Genomic DNA, 16,286 nt, shown 5'->3' with positions numbered 1-16,286 from the left:
CTCCATCTTTCTGATATTTACGAACCCAGCTATAAACTTGTTGGTACGAAACCTCATACTTTTCTGCAGCTTGATGATAATTGAAATCATTGGCAATCGCATATTGTACAATCTCAATACGCTCTTTAAATGTTGTTTTACGTCCTCCGTTCATTTTAACGCTTCCTTTACCAGTGGATTTTATTGCTTTACCACTAGTATAAAGCTTTATCCAACGACGTAAAACGGAAGTGGACGAAATATTAAATTGTTCACATGTTACCTTTAAGCTATTTCCTTGTTCAAGATAGAACGCTACAGCTTGTCTTTTTAATTCCTTTGGGTACTGTTTCCAATTCCTTGATTCTTTCAATCCGTCTATCCCATCACTTTTATATTTACGAACCCATTCTTTCACTGTATTTTCATACATTTCATATTTTCTTGCGATAGCACTAATTGGTTTCTTTTCTTCCACCACCTTTTGTACAATCTCCATACGTTCTTCTAGCGTATGTTTGGTTATTCTTTTAGACATTAAAAATACCCCCTTCATAGTAGGAGAGAATTTTTATTATTTCTCTGTCTACTATAAAGGGAGCATATCAGTTATAAATAACCATTGCACGATGCTTTTTTCGATAATCTTTTACTCATCAGATTTCGTTCTAGGTAAGATAAGCACTTCAACACGCCTATTTTGTGCTCTTCCGACATCTGTATTATTATCGCCGACTGGTTGATATTCACCAAAGCCTTTGGCACTAAACCACCTAGGATCTAGTTCTTTATCTTCCAAGAGAATCTTCATAAAATTAATCGCCCTCATTACACTTAGCTCCCAATTCGACTCGAAATGAGCATTACGTATCGGGACATTGTCCGTGTGACCGCTAATAATAATATTACGCGGTGGATCCATTTCTAAAAACTTCGCTAATTCTCTTGCCGTGACTTTATCTTCCTCTCTCACTTCTGCTTTTCCGGATTCGAATAACACATTATCTCGAATCGTCAGTAATAATCCTTCCCCTGTCAACGAAGTTTCAAATTTATTATGAAACTCATTTTTCTTAATATATGAATTGATTCTTGCTTGAATTTGTTCTAACTCTTTTTGCTCCTCTAAATCGAGAATCGGCTCTTGCTTTTGTTTCTCTTCTTCCTGTTCAGATGCCGCCCCAGCATCAGCGTCATCTTTACTATGATCATCATTTTCAACAGGATTTTGATATTCAATCGGTCCCGTTCCACCAAGAAAAATGCCATTAAAAACTTGAGATATCTGCTGGAATTTCTGGGCATCCACACTACTTGTTGAAAACAAGACAATAAAAAGCGCCAATAACAATGTCATTAAGTCGGAATACGGTAAAAGCCAAGATTCATTTACCTCTTGCTCTTCTCCTCTTTTTTTCCGTTTACGTCTAGACATTTTGCATCTCACCGCTTTCCTCTACTATTTCTTGCCGTTCAGAAGCAGGAAGATAAGAGGACAATTTTTGTTCAATGATCCGTGGAGCTTCTCCCTCAAGAATCGATAGAATGCCTTCCACCATCATACTCTTTAAACGAATTTCTTCTTGAGATTTTCTTTTTAACTTATTGGCAAATGGATGCCATAGGACATATCCTGTAAAAATCCCTAACATCGTCGCAATGAATGCCGCAGAAATCGCTCTTCCCAATTCCTCTGTATTATCCATATTCCCTAATGCGGCAATCAATCCAATCACGGCCCCAAGAACCCCTAAAGTTGGCGCATATGTACCGGCCTGCGAGAAAATTTGCGCCCCCGAATGATGTCTTTCTTCCATTGCATCAATTTCTTCGTTTAAAACATCTCTTATGTAATCGGCATTTTGTCCATCCACAGCTAAATTCAATCCACTTCTCATAAATGGATCTTTGACATCGTCAAGCTTTGCTTCCAGTGCTAGAAGCCCTTCTTTTCTTGCTAATTGTGCAAGTTCAGAGAATTCTAATATCACATCTTTCGGCTGATAGCCTTTCTTTTCCTTAAAAATAATCCCTAATAATTTCGGTACCCGCTTAATCTCGGAAGTAGGAAAGGCAATGATCACACTGGCCGCCGTCCCGACAATGATAATTAAAATCGCCGCTGGATTGAGCAAGGCAGCAAGGCTGACACCTTTCATCACCATTCCTACTCCAACAGCTACAATTCCCATTATTAATCCAATAAGTGTTGTCTTATCCATCTGTTTCACCCTAAACTATAATAAAATGTCTTACTGTATATATCGACAACATTTTACATTATTGAATCCTTTTTCCATTTAATGCCTACATATTATTTTAAAAATTTATCTTCTATTTGGTCTAGATATTTTCTGAATACGCTTGAATTGGTTTTCAGCCGTTTTTTTGACATAAGGCGATTGTACTCTAATAACTTCCGATTTAGCTCCTTTTCCAGACCTGCTTTTTCCAGCTTATTTTCGGAATGACGAATTAAATCCTCTATCGACATGATCTCTTTCTTAACATCCATTTCATCAGGAGAAAAACCAGCGTTTTTCATGATCCGATAGGCCATTTTCAAGTCATCTGGAATCCCTTTCAATGGATCCGGTGGTAACGGCTTTCCTGCCCCCGGTAAATTGTCAAACGCTCCTTCTTCATAGGCCTTGCGAATTTTCTCCTCCGTCATATGTGCAAAACGATCCATATACTCGCCTCCCAATCTACTCCTTAGTTCTTATCTTAGTATACCCCTTTCACTCGTTCCGAACGAGAGACAGATTATGACGATTTTTCAAAAGAAAACGCCAAAACACCCTGCACAAAATTTGCAGGGTGCGTATCTTTAGGCAGTCGCTGTTTCTTGCGTAATTTGCATCGCAGGACCAAAAAATTCAAAACGTATATTCTCTTCAGAAATTCCCAGATTAGCAAGCATGTTCACAACATTTTTCAAAAATGGAACGGGACCACAAATATAGCACACAGTATTTTCAGCAATTTTATCTTTTAAAAATTCTTCTGTTATATAACCTGTGAAATGATGGTCTCCATTTGGATTGATTGGTTTTTCATAACCATAGTAATAAACACCATTCTGCAATTGCTCGACAAGGTTTGCGGCATCCTTGGCAAAGGCATGAACTTCTTCATTTCTCGCCGAGTGAATAAAGGTTACCTTTCGATCTGTATTTGTTTGGACTAAAGTATCAAGCATACTCATCATTGGTGTAAGTCCCACTCCCCCACTAATGAGGGCGATAGGTGAAGTTTCCCCTTCAACTAAATGAAAATCGCCTGCCGGTGCACTGACTTCAACTTGATCACCGACTGAAACATGATCATGGAGATAATTCGATACCTTTCCATTCGGCTCAAAGTCATTTTCTTTTTTCACGGAAATTCTAAAATATTCTTTACCTGGTGCAACCGAAAGACTATATTGACGATTCAACGTGTACTTTTCTCCAGGAATTTGAACACGAATTGTAATATATTGCCCTGGTTTATAAGTTGGAACTGGCTTTCCATCAGCCGGTTGAAGATAGAAAGATGTAATCACATCGCTTTCTTGCACTTTGTTGATTACTCTAAAAGACTTAAAGTCCTTCCAGCCCCCTGCTTGTTTTTCGGCTTCTTCGTATAGACCCTCTTCAAGATCGATGAAAACTTGAGCGATAACACCATAGGCTTCGGCCCAAGCTTCGATCACCTCGTCCGTAGCGGCACCGCCAAGCACCTCTTTAATCGACAATAAAAGATGTTCTCCAACAATTGGATAATGTTCAGGTTTTACTCCCAAACCTCTATGCTTAAATGCAACCTGTTGAACGGCGGGAAGAATTGTTTCAAGTTGATCAATATTCTTCGCTGCTGCATAAACCATATTAGCCAATGCTGTTTGTTGACGGCCTTGAGATTGATTTGCATGATTAAAAATATTTAATAATTCCGGATGATTGGTGAACATTTTTTTATAAAATACGGAGGTTATGTTCACTCCTTGGGTTTCTAATACAGGAGCGGTTGATTTTACAATTTCGATTGTTTTTTGTGAAAGTGCCATTTGAATACCCCTTTTAACATGTATTTTAAATACATCTTTACTGTATAATAGCTTGTTTTCTAAAGCAACATTTCAAATACATGTTTTAAAAAACCGTCACAAAGATGACTTGGAATGTTCAATAATGAGGCCTGCAGGACGCAGGTCACAAAGGCGTTGCGACAGGATGTCGCGAATTTAGCCTTTGATCCTTACTTTTTGAACTTCCTCTTTTCCCATTTGGCGTATCACTGTATAATACGCAGTAGGTGATGATCATGAGATTAACGAATTATACAGACTATGCCTTACGGGTTTTAATTTATTTAACGGCTAAAGAAAAAGATCAGCTTTCCACTATTTCTGAAATTGCTGAGGCTTATGATATATCAAAGAACCATTTAATGAAGGTCATTCACGAATTAGGGAAATTGGGCATTATTATGACCATACGTGGACGTGGAGGTGGGATTAAGCTTGCTCTTCCTCCTGAGGACATTAATATTGGGGCACTTGTTCGAAAAACAGAAGACGATTTTAAATTGGTTCCTTGTTTTGAAGAAGGGAATCATTCTTGTGCTATCTCTCCAATTTGTGGCCTAAAACATGCATTGAATAGGGCCTTAATAGCCTACTTGCAGGTCTTGGATGAATATACTTTAGCAGATCTTGTTGTCCAACCGGATCGCTATCGTACCCTTCTTGGAATGAATAAGCCCGATTTGTAATATACCATTTGTTTGATGAACCTCCTGACAGGGGTTCTCTTTTTTTTTTTTGGCATGACCACCCTCTACGCCCTCCCACTTTTGATGGTTTTCTCTCGGCTCGGGTATGGTCATCCGCTGTCAAAGTGATAAATCTGGATATATTTCCTAGCATTGCTAAAATATAATAGAAATAAATTACATATATAAAAAGGAGAAGACATATGGCTAATTTCCAAAAGAATCTAGAGAAATATGCTGCATTAGCTGTCCAGGTGGGGGTTAATGTACAAAAAGGGCAAACTCTCGTGATCAATGCCGCGATTGAAACGGCTGAATTTATTCGTCTTGTTGTTAAAAAGGCTTATGAGGTAGGAGCGAAAAATGTAGTAGTGAATTGGAATGATGATACAATCTCCAGATTGAAATATGATTTAGCACCTGATGAAGCATTCCATGAGTACCCGATGTGGCGGGCAAAAGAGATTGAGGAACTCGCTGAAGAAGGCGCGGCTTTTATGTCTGTTGTATCGTCTAGTCCTGATCTTTTAAAAGGAGTCGATTCTTCCAGAATTGCCAATTTCCAAAAGGTGGCAGGGAAAGCACTGGAGAAATATCGCCAATATATCCAGTCGGATAAAGTGAGTTGGACGGTGATCGCTGCACCTTCGAAAGATTGGGCAGCTAAAGTTTTCCCTGATGCAGCTCCCGATGAGCAAGTTCCCCTGCTTTGGGAGGCTATTTTTAAGGCAACAAGAGTGGATACAGCAGATCCGGTTGCGGTATGGAAAAAGCATGATGAAACACTTCATGAAAAAGTCAACTATCTCAATCAAAAACATTATAAGAAGCTTCATTATAAAGCACCTGGTACAGACTTAACGATCGAGTTGCCTGAAAAACATCTTTGGGCCGGTGCTGGCAGTGTTAATCAAAAAGGCCATGAATTTATGGCCAATATGCCGACAGAAGAAGTCTTTACTGTGCCACAAAAAGATGGTGTCAATGGCTATATTTCTAGTACGAAACCACTGAGCTTTGCTGGAAATATCATTGACGAGTTTACCATCACCTTTGAAAATGGACGTATTGTTGATACAAAGGCAAAAGAAGGCGCTGAAATTTTAAAACAATTAGTGGAAACGGATGAAGGATCCCATTATCTTGGAGAAGTAGCCCTTGTCCCCCATAGTTCTCCCATCTCTCAAGTAAATATATTGTTTTATAATACTTTATTTGATGAAAATGCCTCCAACCATTTAGCGATTGGAAGTGCTTATGCGTTTTGTATCGAAGGCGGGAAAGAAATGTCCCAAGAAGAATTAGCTAAACATGGCCTAAATTCCAGTATTACGCATGTCGACTTTATGGTGGGATCTGCTGAAATGGATATTGATGGCATTACAGAGGACGGAAAAAGTGAGCCTGTATTCCGTAATGGAGAATGGGCCTTTTAATGCTAACTGGCTTCGAGATGAAGCCAGCTTTTTATAGTATGATAAAAATTAGAGGTGTATAATAAATGGAACAACCTAAAAAAAAGCCTATGAAAGAAACACTAACTATTAAAACAAGCCATGTTTTCCCACCCGATGCGAATCATCTAGGGACGTTATTCGGTGGGAAATTGATGGCCTATATCGATGATGTGGCCTCCATTGCGGCCATTAAATTGGCTAGAAATCCCGTCGTTACAGCTTCAACAGATTCTGTTGACTTTATTAAACCAATTAAAATTGGAGATTCCGTGACTTTAGAAGCGATCGTCACATGGACTGGCCATAGTTCAATGGAAGTATTTGTAAAGGTGATTGCCGAGCAATTACTTACTGGGAAAAAGTCGGTCGCCGCTTTATCTTTCCTGACTTTTGTCGCTCTTGGAGCAGATGGTAAACCAACGGCGATTCCCGATGTTTATCCAGAAACAGATGAAGAAAAATGGCTGCATCAAACGGCAAGTCGCAGGGCTGCTCATCGAAAATCAAGAAAACAAGAGAGTAAAGATTTAGTCGCCTTTTTCTCTCACAATTTTATATAATTTATAAGAAGCGGAAGCGCCCGTTTAGCGACGTACAAATGGACCATAAGGCCATAAGGATGAACGGCTAATGGCACGCGATGTCCTGGCGGCAGGTTCAAATCGCGACGTCCTGGCGCTTCACCTGCACTAGTACGTCCTAGTACGTCGCAACGCCGTTTTGACCAACATCCTGTCGCCTTCTTTTTGTAACATTTTTACAGCACGGTTAAATTTTCTTAACAAAGGAATAGGTAGTTCCCCTTTTTTACTTGAATTCCTTAGGTTTTCTCGTTTCCATTTGTAACATTACAATATTTTCCAATTTCTCCCACCTGTTTTTCGAGACATTTTTCTTTATACTATATTTGATGAACCTTTATAACTGATTTAGAGATTATATACAAATTTAATAGATAAAGGATGAATGGATATGTTTGGGAATGCGGAAATCGGAATTGACCTTGGGACAGCGAATGTCCTTGTTTATACAAAAGAAAAAGGAATTGTTTTAAATGAACCTTCTGTTGTGGCTATCAATACACAAACCAAACAAGTATTAGCGGTTGGAACAGAAGCCAAAAGTATGATCGGGAAAACACCGGGAAATATTGTAGCTGTTAGACCATTACAAGATGGGGTGATTGCTGACTTCGATATCACCAGTCAATTATTAAAGGCGACTATTAAAAAGGCGGGGAAATCACTTGGTTTTTCCTTAAGAAAGCCAGATGTTGTAGTTTGTACGCCATCAGGGGCTACTTCTGTTGAACGAAGAGCGATTCAAGATGCGGTTCGAACTTGTGGTGCGAAAAATGTCCATCTGATAGAAGAACCTGTGGCAGCCGCAATTGGTGCCGGTCTGCCGGTAGAAGAACCAATTGCCAATGTTATCGTAGATATTGGCGGTGGCACAACGGAAGTAGCAATTATTTCTTACGGGGGCGTTGTGACTTGCCATACAATTCGTGTTGGTGGAGATCTGTTTGATGAGAGTATCATCCAACATATTCGGAAAAAATATAATTTATTAATCGGTGAATTTTCAGCAGAAACAATCAAAATGGAAATTGGCTATGCATTGGTTGATCATGAGGAAAAAAACATGGATATCCGTGGAAGAGATTTAGTCACTGGGCTTCCTAAAACTGTTAATCTTAGTTCCTATGAAATACAAACAGCTTTAAGAGAATCCTTGTTAAATATTTTAGAAGCGATTCGTGCTACATTGGAAGAATCTCCAGCGGAATTAAGTGGGGACATTGTCGAGAGAGGGATTATATTAACCGGTGGAGGCGCCCTATTGAATGGAATCCAAGAATGGCTTGGAAAAGAAATCATCGTCCCTGTCCACCTTGCTCCACATCCATTAGAGTCTGTGGCGATCGGTACTGGACAAGCCCTCAAATTCATCCATAAATTAGCACCTGCGAAAAAATAAAAGCAAGCTAGAATTGAATGCGGACCTTTGACTACATCGGGAGGGCTCTCATAGAATCACGCCAGTCGCCTGGAAAATCGGGCCGGCCTCTCGTGGAATCGGGCCGATCGCTTAGGAAATCGGGCCAAACTCTTACGTAATCGGGCCAAACAACAAGATTTCATCAATCTCCCTATGAAAAACTCTCAGAAGAATTTCTCCTGAGAGTTTTTATGCTTATTCGTCTTCATTACCTTCTTGATTTTGATCTTTTTGCTTGCCTGCCCGCATTTCTTGCGTCAGCTCATCGATGCTCCCACGAACATTGTTTTTACCAGAAAGGTTCGTTAATAGTTCTTTCACATCGATACCCGCAGATGCTTTTAAAGATTCTTGCATAGTGGACATAAGATTTGTCGCATAACCTGTTACTTTATTGGCACCGCTATTGTCCCCATTGGAACCCGTATCCACAACCGTAATTTTATCAATATTGCTAAGTGGTGCAGACACTTCTTTCGCATATGCAGGTAGCATTTTCAAGACCATATCGAGGATGGCTGCCTGACCATATTGATCGAAAGCTTCGGCCACTTTGCGTTTTGCTTCCGCTTCGGCGATCCCTTTAAGACGAATAACTTCTGCTTCAGATTCCCCTTGTGCCCGTTGAGCATCGGCTTTCGCTTGACCGTCTAGACGAACACGTTCTGCATCTGCTTTGGCTGTCGCTTCCACACGGTATTGATGGGCATCCGCTTCAGCCATTTGTTTCATTTTTTCAGCATTGGCAGCCTGTTCAACCGCATAACGGTCCGCATCGGCTTTCTTCTTCACTTCTGAATCGTATTGACGCTCCCGACGCAGGATTTCCTTTTCTTCTAATTCAATTTGCTTTTGACGTTCAATAATTTTAATTTGCATTTCTTGTTCCGTTACTTCTTGTTTCGAACGAGCTGTTTCCAAATCATACGCTTGGTCGGCACTTGCTCGTGCAATATCTTGTTCACGACGATATTCTGCCATCTTCATCTGATTCTCTTTTTCAGCTTCGGCAATTTCAGTTGCCCGTTCTAGTTCAGAGCGTTTTGCATCTTTTGCCGCTTCTGCACGTTTAATCCTTGTTTCCTTATCTGCTTCAGCTGTTGCAATGTCTGCATCACGTTTTACTTGCGCAATTCGTGGTTTCCCTAAAGAATCAAGATAACCATTTTTATCGCGAACTTCTTTAATTGTGAAAGATACAATGACAAGCCCCATTTTTGCAAGATCTTGAGAGGCAACACGTTGTACTTCCTGAGAGAATTTATCACGGTTTTTATAAATCTCCTCAACCGTCATGGAACCCAAGATCGAACGCAAATGTCCCTCCAATACCTCTTTGGCTTCATTTTCACGATCTTCTTTTGTTTTTCCAAGGAATTGCTCTGCCGCTGTTGCAATTTCACCAATCGATCCACCGATTTTGATAATCGCTGTTCCATCAGCCATCACGGGAACACCTTGTTCTGTGTATACTTCAGGGGTTGTGACTTCTAGTTTACTAGATAACAAGCTTAAAGGCTCTGCTTGTTGGAACACTGGCAATACAAACGTACCACCACCACGAATGATTTTAATCTTATTTCCTGCTTCATCCGTGTGTACATTTTTTCCACCTAGATAACTACCAGTCACGATCAGAGCCTCATCTGGCCCAGCTGTACGATATTTTGTAACAAATATTCCAAGTAACGCAATTAAGATAAATATCACAATCGCTACGACAATCCAAATTCCCATACTTGCTATATCCATGCATGTTCCTCCTTTTTTATTTAAAACTAGGTTTGTAGGGTACTACATACAATACACCATTTTTCACTTCAATCACTAAAACTTCTGCTCCTTCTGAAATGCTCGTATTTTCATAACTAGCCGCAGGCTTAGAAATCATCCCACTATAGCTTTCAATCACTACCTCTCCAAAGCCTTCTGTAGGAATGGAAACAATTGTTTTTCCAACTCGCCCTTCCAAAGACTTTTCTGTATAGCTTAATGACTGTTCAGCTGATTTCAAAGGGACCAAGACAAACACATTGAGGAGCACATCCAAAAGCAACGATATAAAGGCAGAAATCGCGATAATCAAATAGGAATTTAAGGAGGTAACTTTTTCTAGAATAAAGCCTCCTGCCGAAAAAAAGGTAATAAACGCTAAGATTAGAACAGGATTTAAAAAGGGACTAACCTCATCGGCTCCTTCTAAGATATCGCCGAAAAATAAATATAAAAGCGTTAATACTCCAGAAACCACAAGCAAAATAAGATAAATCGTTTCAATCGGATAACCAAATAATGTCATCGTCATCACTCTTTTCAGATTGCTTTAGATGTTAAATTGCTTCTACACCACCTATCTTTATGTTGTGTAGTAATTTATACGGATAGGTACACAGATTGGTTTCAATTTTTTATCATTTTTATTAAAAAAATTTCTTTTACAAATGCCCCCATCAGATATTATGTAAAAATGAACGTTTCATGCATAAGTAAAGTGAAAGAAGTTGAATAATTTACCTTGTTACCCTTGAAAAATAGACGTCAGCCCCCTAACGATTATCCACTTTTTCAGGATACATATCATGATTGATAAGACGATGCTCTGCCATTTGTTCGTATTTTGTACCTGGTTTTCCATAATTACAATATGGATCAATCGATAATCCGCCACGTGGAGTGAATTTCCCCCATACTTCTACATAACGTGGATCTAATAATTTGATTAAATCATCCATGATCGTATTGACACAATCTTCATGAAAATCACCATGATTGCGAAAACTAAATAAATAGAGTTTCAGAGATTTGCTTTCGACAATCTTTTTATCTGGAATATAACTAATATAAATCGTCGCAAAATCAGGTTGCCCCGTTTTCGGACACAGTGATGTAAATTCAGGACAGTTAAATTTAACGAAATAATCTCTGTTTGAATGCAGATTATCGATGGGTTCTAACACGTCTGGTGAGTATTGATCCAAATACTTCGTATGTTGATTTCCTAACAAGGATAAATCCTGTAATGTGTCTTCGTCTCTTCCTGCCATAAAAAAACCTCCTTAATATGGAAAGTGAAAGCGCCCTTTTAGAGGATGAACGGTTAAGAGCGCGCCGTCCTGACGCAACACCGTTCTGACCCACATCCTGTGGGCCTAAAAAAGCCATATCGCGATGGATATGGCTTGAATTTTGATTCATCCATAGTTTTTTATAGAGGGTTAATCGCTATGAACCTCTTCCCAACGGGCTATTTCATTCCTACCTTATCTTAAGCTCCCACGTCCCTTTCGTCAATACCATTTTCTAGTATAAAATACTCAAAACCATTTCCAAAATTGTTTACACTTTTTTTTTCAAAAAAACTTCTATAAAATAACGATAGAAAGGGTGAAGAAAATTGACATTATTATCAGAGGTACTTGAATACAATCGAAAGTTTACAGAAGAAAAGCTTTATAAAAACTTCTCTACCACAAAGTTTCCGGATAAGAAAATCGTCATTTTTACTTGTATGGATACGCGTCTAATTGAATTGCTTCATAAAGCGATGAATATGAAGAACGGAGACGCAAAGGTTGTAAAGAATGCCGGTGCGATTGTGACACATCCTTTTGGAAGTATTATGAGAAGCCTACTCATTGCTGTGTATGAATTACAAGCAGATGAAGTTTGTGTCATCGGCCATCATGACTGCGGAATGAGTGCACTAGATTCAAAACAAATGATTCATGATATGAAAGAACGTGGCATTACCCAAGAAACACTCGATATTGTAACTCACTCAGGGATCGATTTAGATCAGTGGTTACAAGGTTTTGACAGTGTTGAAGAAAGTGTCACACATAGTGTAGACATGATCCGTAACCATCCGCTTATGGTCAAAGATGTTCCAATCCATGGACTTGTGATTGATCCAGAAACTGGAAAATTAGATTTGGTTGTGGATGGTTATGAACATACAAAATAAACATGAGGAAAGGTGGAAGACAAGACATAATCGTTATGTCTTGCCTTCAGTCTTTACGAACAATCATGTTGATTCTTTGCTTTATCTTTCTTCTTTTTCTTTAATTTGTCTGTTGCCTCAGGCAATTCATAGTATTTCGCCGCATTGATATCTCCAAACTCCATGCCAAATTCTTCATTCGTTTTCCGCTCTTTTCTCTTATCCATTAGCCTCTCCCCTTCTTCCCGTACTTCGAATTACGATTTGCTCCTTTCATCGGATCCTCTCCGGCCGCAAATTCAGCAGTAAAGTCGGACTCTTCGATATTTTTAGTTGGCGTTTTCGCATATTTTTCTACAGCATTCTTCGTAGCCTTTCGTTTAACCATGTTTATGAACCTCCCATAGATTTTTCAACCTTAGCTTCCCCACTAAAAAAACTCCTTACCATTGCCAATTTTTACTATTCGCTAATCACGAACTAGTAAGCGCAGGCGCCTGTTTAGCAGCATACAAATTTTAAAATAAGGATAATCGCTAAGGACGCACCGTTCTGACCAACGTCCTGTTTGGCAAATTCTTAGTGTATGAAATAATGTATTTCCCAAAAAGAAACATAAAAAAATCACTTCTACTGTATAATTGACAATAGAAGTGATGATAGCAATTAATTGGTATGTGGATAATTTTCAGGAACTTCATCCACTTTTGATGAATCATTAGAATTAAGGGTTTTAGAAATAAAGTAAGATAAGAATGAAGCGGTTAGACCAAGAACAACGACTAGTCCAATTAAAATTCCTAATTGCATTTTGAAATCCCCCTCTTGTTCATTATAAATAGAAGACTAAGGCATTTTTTACTCTGTAAATTTTTTCGAGTCTCTATTAAAAACCATTTTATCTTTATTATAGAGTATTTAGGACTTTTATTCAAAGGAACTTTGTATTATAATGGATAAGTCGTAAAAATAGTGGCGAAATTGTGGCTCCGTAGCTCAGAGGATAGAGCGTCGGTTTCCTAAACCGTGCGTCGCAGGTTCGATTCCTGCCGGGGCCGTCAAACGCATTACACCGCGGTTTATAAGCCGTTGAGGCATTCGCTAGGCTATGCGGAGGCTCACGGTTTCGGCGATGATTTACCGCAGACCATTCGCCCTCTATTTCGTAAATTCACACGGAATGGAGGGCGTTTTTATTTGCGCAAAGGAAAGCCGATAGTACGTAAAAGGGCGCGTAAAGGCTCGGCGAAAAATATCGAAATGACGCTCCAAGAAGCATATGATTTTTTCGTATTATTGAAGAAAACGAAAGGCGTCCGGGCACGTACGCAAGAAGATTACAAGACCCAATTTGAATTTTTGACGGAATGGCTTGCGGACGAACATTCGGAAATAGAATTAGTCTCCGAAATTAACGACGACATATTACGCGAATATATCGTGTACTTGAGTCAAGAACATGTTAACCAAAGAACGGGCGAAGAAGGGCTTTCGCCATATACGGTGAATATCCGCATAAGATTCTTGAAGGCGTTTTTCAATACGCTGTTTTCCGAGGAAAAGATCATGGACAACCCCGCGGAAAACTTAAGCCTTATGCTTGTCGACGAGGATTCGTTCGATCCGTTAGACGATCACGAGATAGTCGCGCTACTAGATGCACCTGACGAGGATTATTACCCGCAATTTCGGGACAAGGTTGCGATGCTCCTAATGCTCGATACAGGCATGAGGATCGGAGAAGAGTTCGCGCTAGAAATCGAGGAGATCGACATAAAAGGGCGCGTGATTAACTTGCCGGCCTCAAAATCGAAAAACCGTAAGGCACGCGTGATTCCCATTTCGGCTATGGTAGCGAAGATGTTGCTCGAATTGATTTCAGAAAACAAGGCACACTTTGACGAGACACATGTATTTCTATCGAACAGTGGTACGCCTTATCAGCCGAATTCTTTTCGGCGTCGATTGCTAAAATATAAGAAAGAAGCCGGAATCACCAAGCGCGTTAGTCCGCATTCGCTCCGTCACCAATTCTGTCGTGACTATATCCTTAATGGTGGCGATGTATTTACGCTACAGAGGATCGTAGGGCACGCCGATATACAGACGACGCGTAAATATATACAAATGACTGGCGTCGATATAAAGGAACAGCACGCGCTTTATAGTCCAGTGGCACGGCTTAGAAAGACGAAAAGACCTCGCAATTAAGCGGGGTCTTTTATTTCGGCGTAATTGTCAACGAGTAAATTTATTTAATCGTACAGGCATAATCTGCCAGCCTCCGTACTAAGTATTATACCAAGCGATGTTCCAGCCGACATTCCACGCTGGACGCCGTGCTGGAATATAGTAAACGTAGTAGCCGCGCGAATTAATCCACCGAAGCCCTCGAAATTGCACCATAAAATCCAAAAACTTTTATCGTCCTTACTCTCTTATATACATTTCGAAGTCATTCCGCACACTTTTTCCGGAAATATTTTTGTTCCATTACTTTTATCTTCGTTTTAAGAATTGTTTCCTCGAAGTTTTTTAGAATAACGGGACAATTTAACTAGTAAATATGGTATTATTAGGAAGATTAATTAAAAAGGGGGAGTATGATGGACTCAATTTTCACAATCGCAACGATCGTTTTCCTAGTGAGCCTCGTTATGTTATTTTTTAAGAAGTTTAGAAACAAGAAAACCTTAATCACTGCGGCAATCTGTTTAGTGATAATGATAGCTATTAATCCGTCATCAGACGACAAAGGAGAAAATAGGGACGCTTTGGCGGATGAAAAACCTGCCGCTAAAGAAAAGACGGGCAACGACAAAGAAAAAACTGAAAGTACAAAAGAAAAGAAAACGGAGAAGAAAGAGAAAAAACCCGTAGCTAAAGACGAGAAAAAAGAAGATAGTGCGAAGGATTACTACGTATCCAACGTAAAGCCCGCAATGGATGAATACATCGAAGAGTATGACCGAATCTGGGAAGAACTATGGGCGCCCACTTTTAACGGAATAGCGGATGAATCTGTCGATATTTATACAGCGTATGATAACATGAATAGCGTCGAAAGCCAGTACGCTAAATTAGAGATGGATATAGCCGGAATTAAACTCGATAAAGAGGCGCAAGGCAAAGACGATTATAAGAAAGTCGGTGAAATGCGGTCTAGTTTCGCTAATGGCGCAGCTATGAGGAAAAAAGCCGCAAAGCAAGCTAAGAAAATGATCGATGAGGGTACGTTTAAACCTTCCGAGATAGATAAGATAGTAGATACGGTCAACTTATCCGATAGCAATACGATTCAAGCCATCGCGGTAAGGGCGGAGCTAGAGAATAAATACGGATTACTAGACGACGAATAGACCTCGCTTAACTGCGAGGTCTTTTTTCGTTAGCATCACATACGAATATATCGTTAACTGTTACGTCTAATCGTTCGGATATTCGGAGAGCGACTTCAAGCGTAGGTTGGCGTTGGTTATTTTCATAGCGATTGTATTGCGGCAGGGCTACGCCTAAAAATCGGGAAAATTCCGTTTGATTCATTTCGAGTTTATGTCGGTAGGATTTTAGATTATTGCGGATCATTTTCGATAATCACCTCAAGGATATATTTCGACGTGGATTGCGCTTATTCCTTGTTTTTAATTTAGTTATGAAGTAAGCTAATCTTAACGAAATAGAGGGCGACCGTGTTACCGAAAGTAGACCGTGCGAGGCATCGATAGGCTAGCGCTAGGCTTTACGGGAGTTTTTACGAATATGTCGGTTTCCTAAACCGTGCGTCGCAGGTTCGATTCCTGCCGGGGCCGTACCTACAAAGTCAAAAACAGCAAGGGTTTGAGAGGATTCTCTCCCTTGCTGTTTTTGCTGAGATTGACCAGAAATATGAAGCAAGGAGTGTTAAGTATGTTGGACCTGGTATTTTACTAATAATCGCTATTATTGTATTGGTGGTTTTTATAATATTAAAAATATCAAAATCAAAGAAATAAAGAGTCCTTTGTCTATACTTTGAATTTAGAAAAGGGGATGTCTAAAAAGTCCCTAAAATAAATCAGGTGGAGAGAAACGATTTGTTTTTCTCCACCTGATTTTGTGTTTTTATGGTTTTTCCCTGAAAATAGTAGGCGAGTGCCTGCCACTTTCAG

19 protein-coding genes and 1 tRNA gene are annotated in these 16,286 nt (G+C 39.6%); 8 read left to right on the top strand and 12 right to left on the bottom strand.

Annotation, left to right across the window (positions count from 1 at the left end; all coding sequences use genetic code 11):
- From KI363_RS20495 to hmpA, 5 genes are all read right to left on the bottom strand, one after another.
- Positions 1 to 517: helix-turn-helix domain-containing protein (locus KI363_RS20495; protein ID WP_212967484.1), on the bottom strand; the 517-nt coding region annotated here is incomplete at its 3' end.
- A gap of 111 nt (positions 518 to 628) precedes the next feature.
- On the bottom strand, positions 629 to 1,414 hold the full coding sequence (gene motB / locus KI363_RS20490) for a flagellar motor protein MotB (RefSeq protein WP_212967483.1): 786 nt from the start codon (positions 1,412 to 1,414) through the stop codon (positions 629 to 631).
- Entirely contained in the window at positions 1,407 to 2,201 is a 795-nt protein-coding gene (gene motA / locus KI363_RS20485; RefSeq protein ID WP_212967482.1) for a flagellar motor stator protein MotA, read from the bottom strand. The genes motB and motA overlap by 8 nt, the downstream gene beginning before the upstream one ends.
- Before the next feature lie 92 nt (positions 2,202 to 2,293).
- Positions 2,294 to 2,671: a DnaJ family domain-containing protein gene (locus KI363_RS20480; protein WP_212967481.1), complete on the bottom strand. Its 378-nt coding sequence runs from the start codon at positions 2,669 to 2,671 to the stop codon at positions 2,294 to 2,296.
- Positions 2,672 to 2,809: 138 nt separating this feature from the next.
- On the bottom strand, positions 2,810 to 4,030 hold the full coding sequence (hmpA, locus tag KI363_RS20475) for an NO-inducible flavohemoprotein (protein WP_212967480.1): 1,221 nt from the start codon (positions 4,028 to 4,030) through the stop codon (positions 2,810 to 2,812).
- Between the two features lie 257 nt (positions 4,031 to 4,287).
- Here hmpA and KI363_RS20470 point away from each other — a divergent pair, with 257 nt between their 5' ends.
- From KI363_RS20470 to mreBH, 4 genes are all read left to right on the top strand, one after another.
- Positions 4,288 to 4,737 carry an RrF2 family transcriptional regulator gene (locus KI363_RS20470; RefSeq protein ID WP_158321915.1) on the top strand — a complete coding sequence of 150 codons (450 nt, stop codon included), beginning with the start codon at positions 4,288 to 4,290 and terminating at the stop codon, positions 4,735 to 4,737.
- Positions 4,738 to 4,940: 203 nt separating this feature from the next.
- Positions 4,941 to 6,173 (top strand): aminopeptidase, encoded by a 1,233-nt coding sequence (locus KI363_RS20465; RefSeq protein ID WP_158321916.1) that lies wholly within the window; start codon positions 4,941 to 4,943, stop codon positions 6,171 to 6,173.
- A 65-nt stretch (positions 6,174 to 6,238) separates the two neighbouring features.
- Entirely contained in the window at positions 6,239 to 6,754 is a 516-nt protein-coding gene (locus tag KI363_RS20460; RefSeq protein ID WP_158321917.1) for an acyl-CoA thioesterase, read from the top strand.
- Between the two features lie 412 nt (positions 6,755 to 7,166).
- Positions 7,167 to 8,174, top strand: coding sequence for a rod-share determining protein MreBH (gene mreBH / locus KI363_RS20455; protein ID WP_158321918.1), 1,008 nt, complete (start codon positions 7,167 to 7,169; stop codon positions 8,172 to 8,174).
- Positions 8,175 to 8,390: 216 nt separating this feature from the next.
- Here the strand turns inward: mreBH and floT are convergent, their stop codons facing one another.
- The 3 genes from floT to queF all read right to left on the bottom strand — a co-directional run bounded on the left by floT (position 8,391) and on the right by queF (position 11,239).
- Positions 8,391 to 9,947, bottom strand: a complete 1,557-nt coding sequence (floT, locus tag KI363_RS20450) for a flotillin lipid rafts scaffold protein FloT (protein ID WP_212967479.1) — start codon at positions 9,945 to 9,947, stop codon at positions 8,391 to 8,393.
- 16 nt (positions 9,948 to 9,963) lie between these two features.
- A complete protein-coding gene (locus KI363_RS20445) occupies positions 9,964 to 10,494 on the bottom strand; it encodes an NfeD family membrane protein (RefSeq protein ID WP_158321920.1) in 531 nt (176 codons plus the stop codon).
- Positions 10,495 to 10,741: 247 nt separating this feature from the next.
- Positions 10,742 to 11,239, bottom strand: coding sequence for a preQ(1) synthase (queF, locus tag KI363_RS20440; RefSeq protein WP_158321921.1), 498 nt, complete (start codon positions 11,237 to 11,239; stop codon positions 10,742 to 10,744).
- 350 nt (positions 11,240 to 11,589) lie between these two features.
- On the opposite strand from queF, the gene KI363_RS20435 reads away from it, so the two are divergent.
- Positions 11,590 to 12,159, top strand: a complete 570-nt coding sequence (locus KI363_RS20435; protein ID WP_158321922.1) for a beta-class carbonic anhydrase — start codon at positions 11,590 to 11,592, stop codon at positions 12,157 to 12,159.
- Positions 12,160 to 12,212: 53 nt separating this feature from the next.
- On the opposite strand, the gene ykzE is transcribed toward KI363_RS20435, so the two are convergent.
- The 3 genes from ykzE to KI363_RS20420 all read right to left on the bottom strand — a co-directional run bounded on the left by ykzE (position 12,213) and on the right by KI363_RS20420 (position 12,948).
- The gene (ykzE, locus tag KI363_RS20430) at positions 12,213 to 12,365 is read right to left on the bottom strand and encodes a protein YkzE (protein WP_191967434.1); all 153 of its coding nucleotides are present in this window, start codon (positions 12,363 to 12,365) and stop codon (positions 12,213 to 12,215) included.
- A complete protein-coding gene (gene ykzP, locus KI363_RS20425; protein ID WP_191967435.1) occupies positions 12,365 to 12,526 on the bottom strand; it encodes a protein YkzP in 162 nt (53 codons plus the stop codon). Before ykzP ends, ykzE begins: the two co-directional genes overlap by 1 nt.
- Before the next feature lie 278 nt (positions 12,527 to 12,804).
- Positions 12,805 to 12,948, bottom strand: coding sequence for a hypothetical protein (locus KI363_RS20420; protein WP_191967436.1), 144 nt, complete (start codon positions 12,946 to 12,948; stop codon positions 12,805 to 12,807).
- Positions 12,949 to 13,123: 175 nt separating this feature from the next.
- On the opposite strand from KI363_RS20420, the gene KI363_RS20415 reads away from it, so the two are divergent.
- From KI363_RS20415 to KI363_RS20405, 3 genes are all read left to right on the top strand, one after another.
- A tRNA-Arg gene (locus KI363_RS20415) sits at positions 13,124 to 13,196 on the top strand.
- A gap of 139 nt (positions 13,197 to 13,335) precedes the next feature.
- The gene (locus KI363_RS20410; protein WP_212967478.1) at positions 13,336 to 14,349 is read left to right on the top strand and encodes a tyrosine-type recombinase/integrase; all 1,014 of its coding nucleotides are present in this window, start codon (positions 13,336 to 13,338) and stop codon (positions 14,347 to 14,349) included.
- 395 nt (positions 14,350 to 14,744) lie between these two features.
- Positions 14,745 to 15,497, top strand: coding sequence for a hypothetical protein (locus tag KI363_RS20405; protein WP_212967477.1), 753 nt, complete (start codon positions 14,745 to 14,747; stop codon positions 15,495 to 15,497).
- Positions 15,498 to 15,504: 7 nt separating this feature from the next.
- Here KI363_RS20405 and KI363_RS20400 read toward each other — a convergent pair whose 3' ends face one another.
- Positions 15,505 to 15,723 (bottom strand): helix-turn-helix transcriptional regulator, encoded by a 219-nt coding sequence (locus KI363_RS20400; protein WP_212967476.1) that lies wholly within the window; start codon positions 15,721 to 15,723, stop codon positions 15,505 to 15,507.
- Positions 15,724 to 16,286: the final 563 nt, after the last annotated feature.

Origin of the sequence: Lederbergia ruris (genome assembly GCF_018332955.1) — a bacterium.
GTDB lineage: Bacteria > Bacillota > Bacilli > Bacillales > Bacillaceae_C > Lederbergia > Lederbergia ruris.
The sequence above is the reverse complement of the archived record's forward strand: the minus strand, read 5'-3'. Positions and strand labels throughout refer to the sequence as shown.

Excerpts from the sequence above, each read along its gene's own strand:
- motB (WP_212967483.1), bottom strand. The coding sequence starts at position 1,414 with ATGTCTAGACGTAAACGGAAAAAAAGAGGAGAAGAGCAAGAGGTAAAT.
- motA (WP_212967482.1), bottom strand. The coding sequence starts at position 2,201 with ATGGATAAGACAACACTTATTGGATTAATAATGGGAATTGTAGCTGTT.
- KI363_RS20480 (WP_212967481.1), bottom strand. The coding sequence starts at position 2,671 with ATGGATCGTTTTGCACATATGACGGAGGAGAAAATTCGCAAGGCCTAT.
- hmpA (WP_212967480.1), bottom strand. The coding sequence starts at position 4,030 with ATGGCACTTTCACAAAAAACAATCGAAATTGTAAAATCAACCGCTCCT.
- KI363_RS20470 (WP_158321915.1), top strand. The coding sequence starts at position 4,288 with ATGAGATTAACGAATTATACAGACTATGCCTTACGGGTTTTAATTTAT.
- KI363_RS20465 (WP_158321916.1), top strand. The coding sequence starts at position 4,941 with ATGGCTAATTTCCAAAAGAATCTAGAGAAATATGCTGCATTAGCTGTC.
- KI363_RS20460 (WP_158321917.1), top strand. The coding sequence starts at position 6,239 with ATGGAACAACCTAAAAAAAAGCCTATGAAAGAAACACTAACTATTAAA.
- mreBH (WP_158321918.1), top strand. The coding sequence starts at position 7,167 with ATGTTTGGGAATGCGGAAATCGGAATTGACCTTGGGACAGCGAATGTC.
- floT (WP_212967479.1), bottom strand. The coding sequence starts at position 9,947 with ATGGATATAGCAAGTATGGGAATTTGGATTGTCGTAGCGATTGTGATA.
- KI363_RS20445 (WP_158321920.1), bottom strand. The coding sequence starts at position 10,494 with ATGACATTATTTGGTTATCCGATTGAAACGATTTATCTTATTTTGCTT.
- queF (WP_158321921.1), bottom strand. The coding sequence starts at position 11,239 with ATGGCAGGAAGAGACGAAGACACATTACAGGATTTATCCTTGTTAGGA.
- ykzE (WP_191967434.1), bottom strand. The coding sequence starts at position 12,365 with ATGGATAAGAGAAAAGAGCGGAAAACGAATGAAGAATTTGGCATGGAG.
- ykzP (WP_191967435.1), bottom strand. The coding sequence starts at position 12,526 with ATGGTTAAACGAAAGGCTACGAAGAATGCTGTAGAAAAATATGCGAAA.
- KI363_RS20420 (WP_191967436.1), bottom strand. The coding sequence starts at position 12,948 with ATGCAATTAGGAATTTTAATTGGACTAGTCGTTGTTCTTGGTCTAACC.
- KI363_RS20405 (WP_212967477.1), top strand. The coding sequence starts at position 14,745 with ATGGACTCAATTTTCACAATCGCAACGATCGTTTTCCTAGTGAGCCTC.
- KI363_RS20400 (WP_212967476.1), bottom strand. The coding sequence starts at position 15,723 with ATGATCCGCAATAATCTAAAATCCTACCGACATAAACTCGAAATGAAT.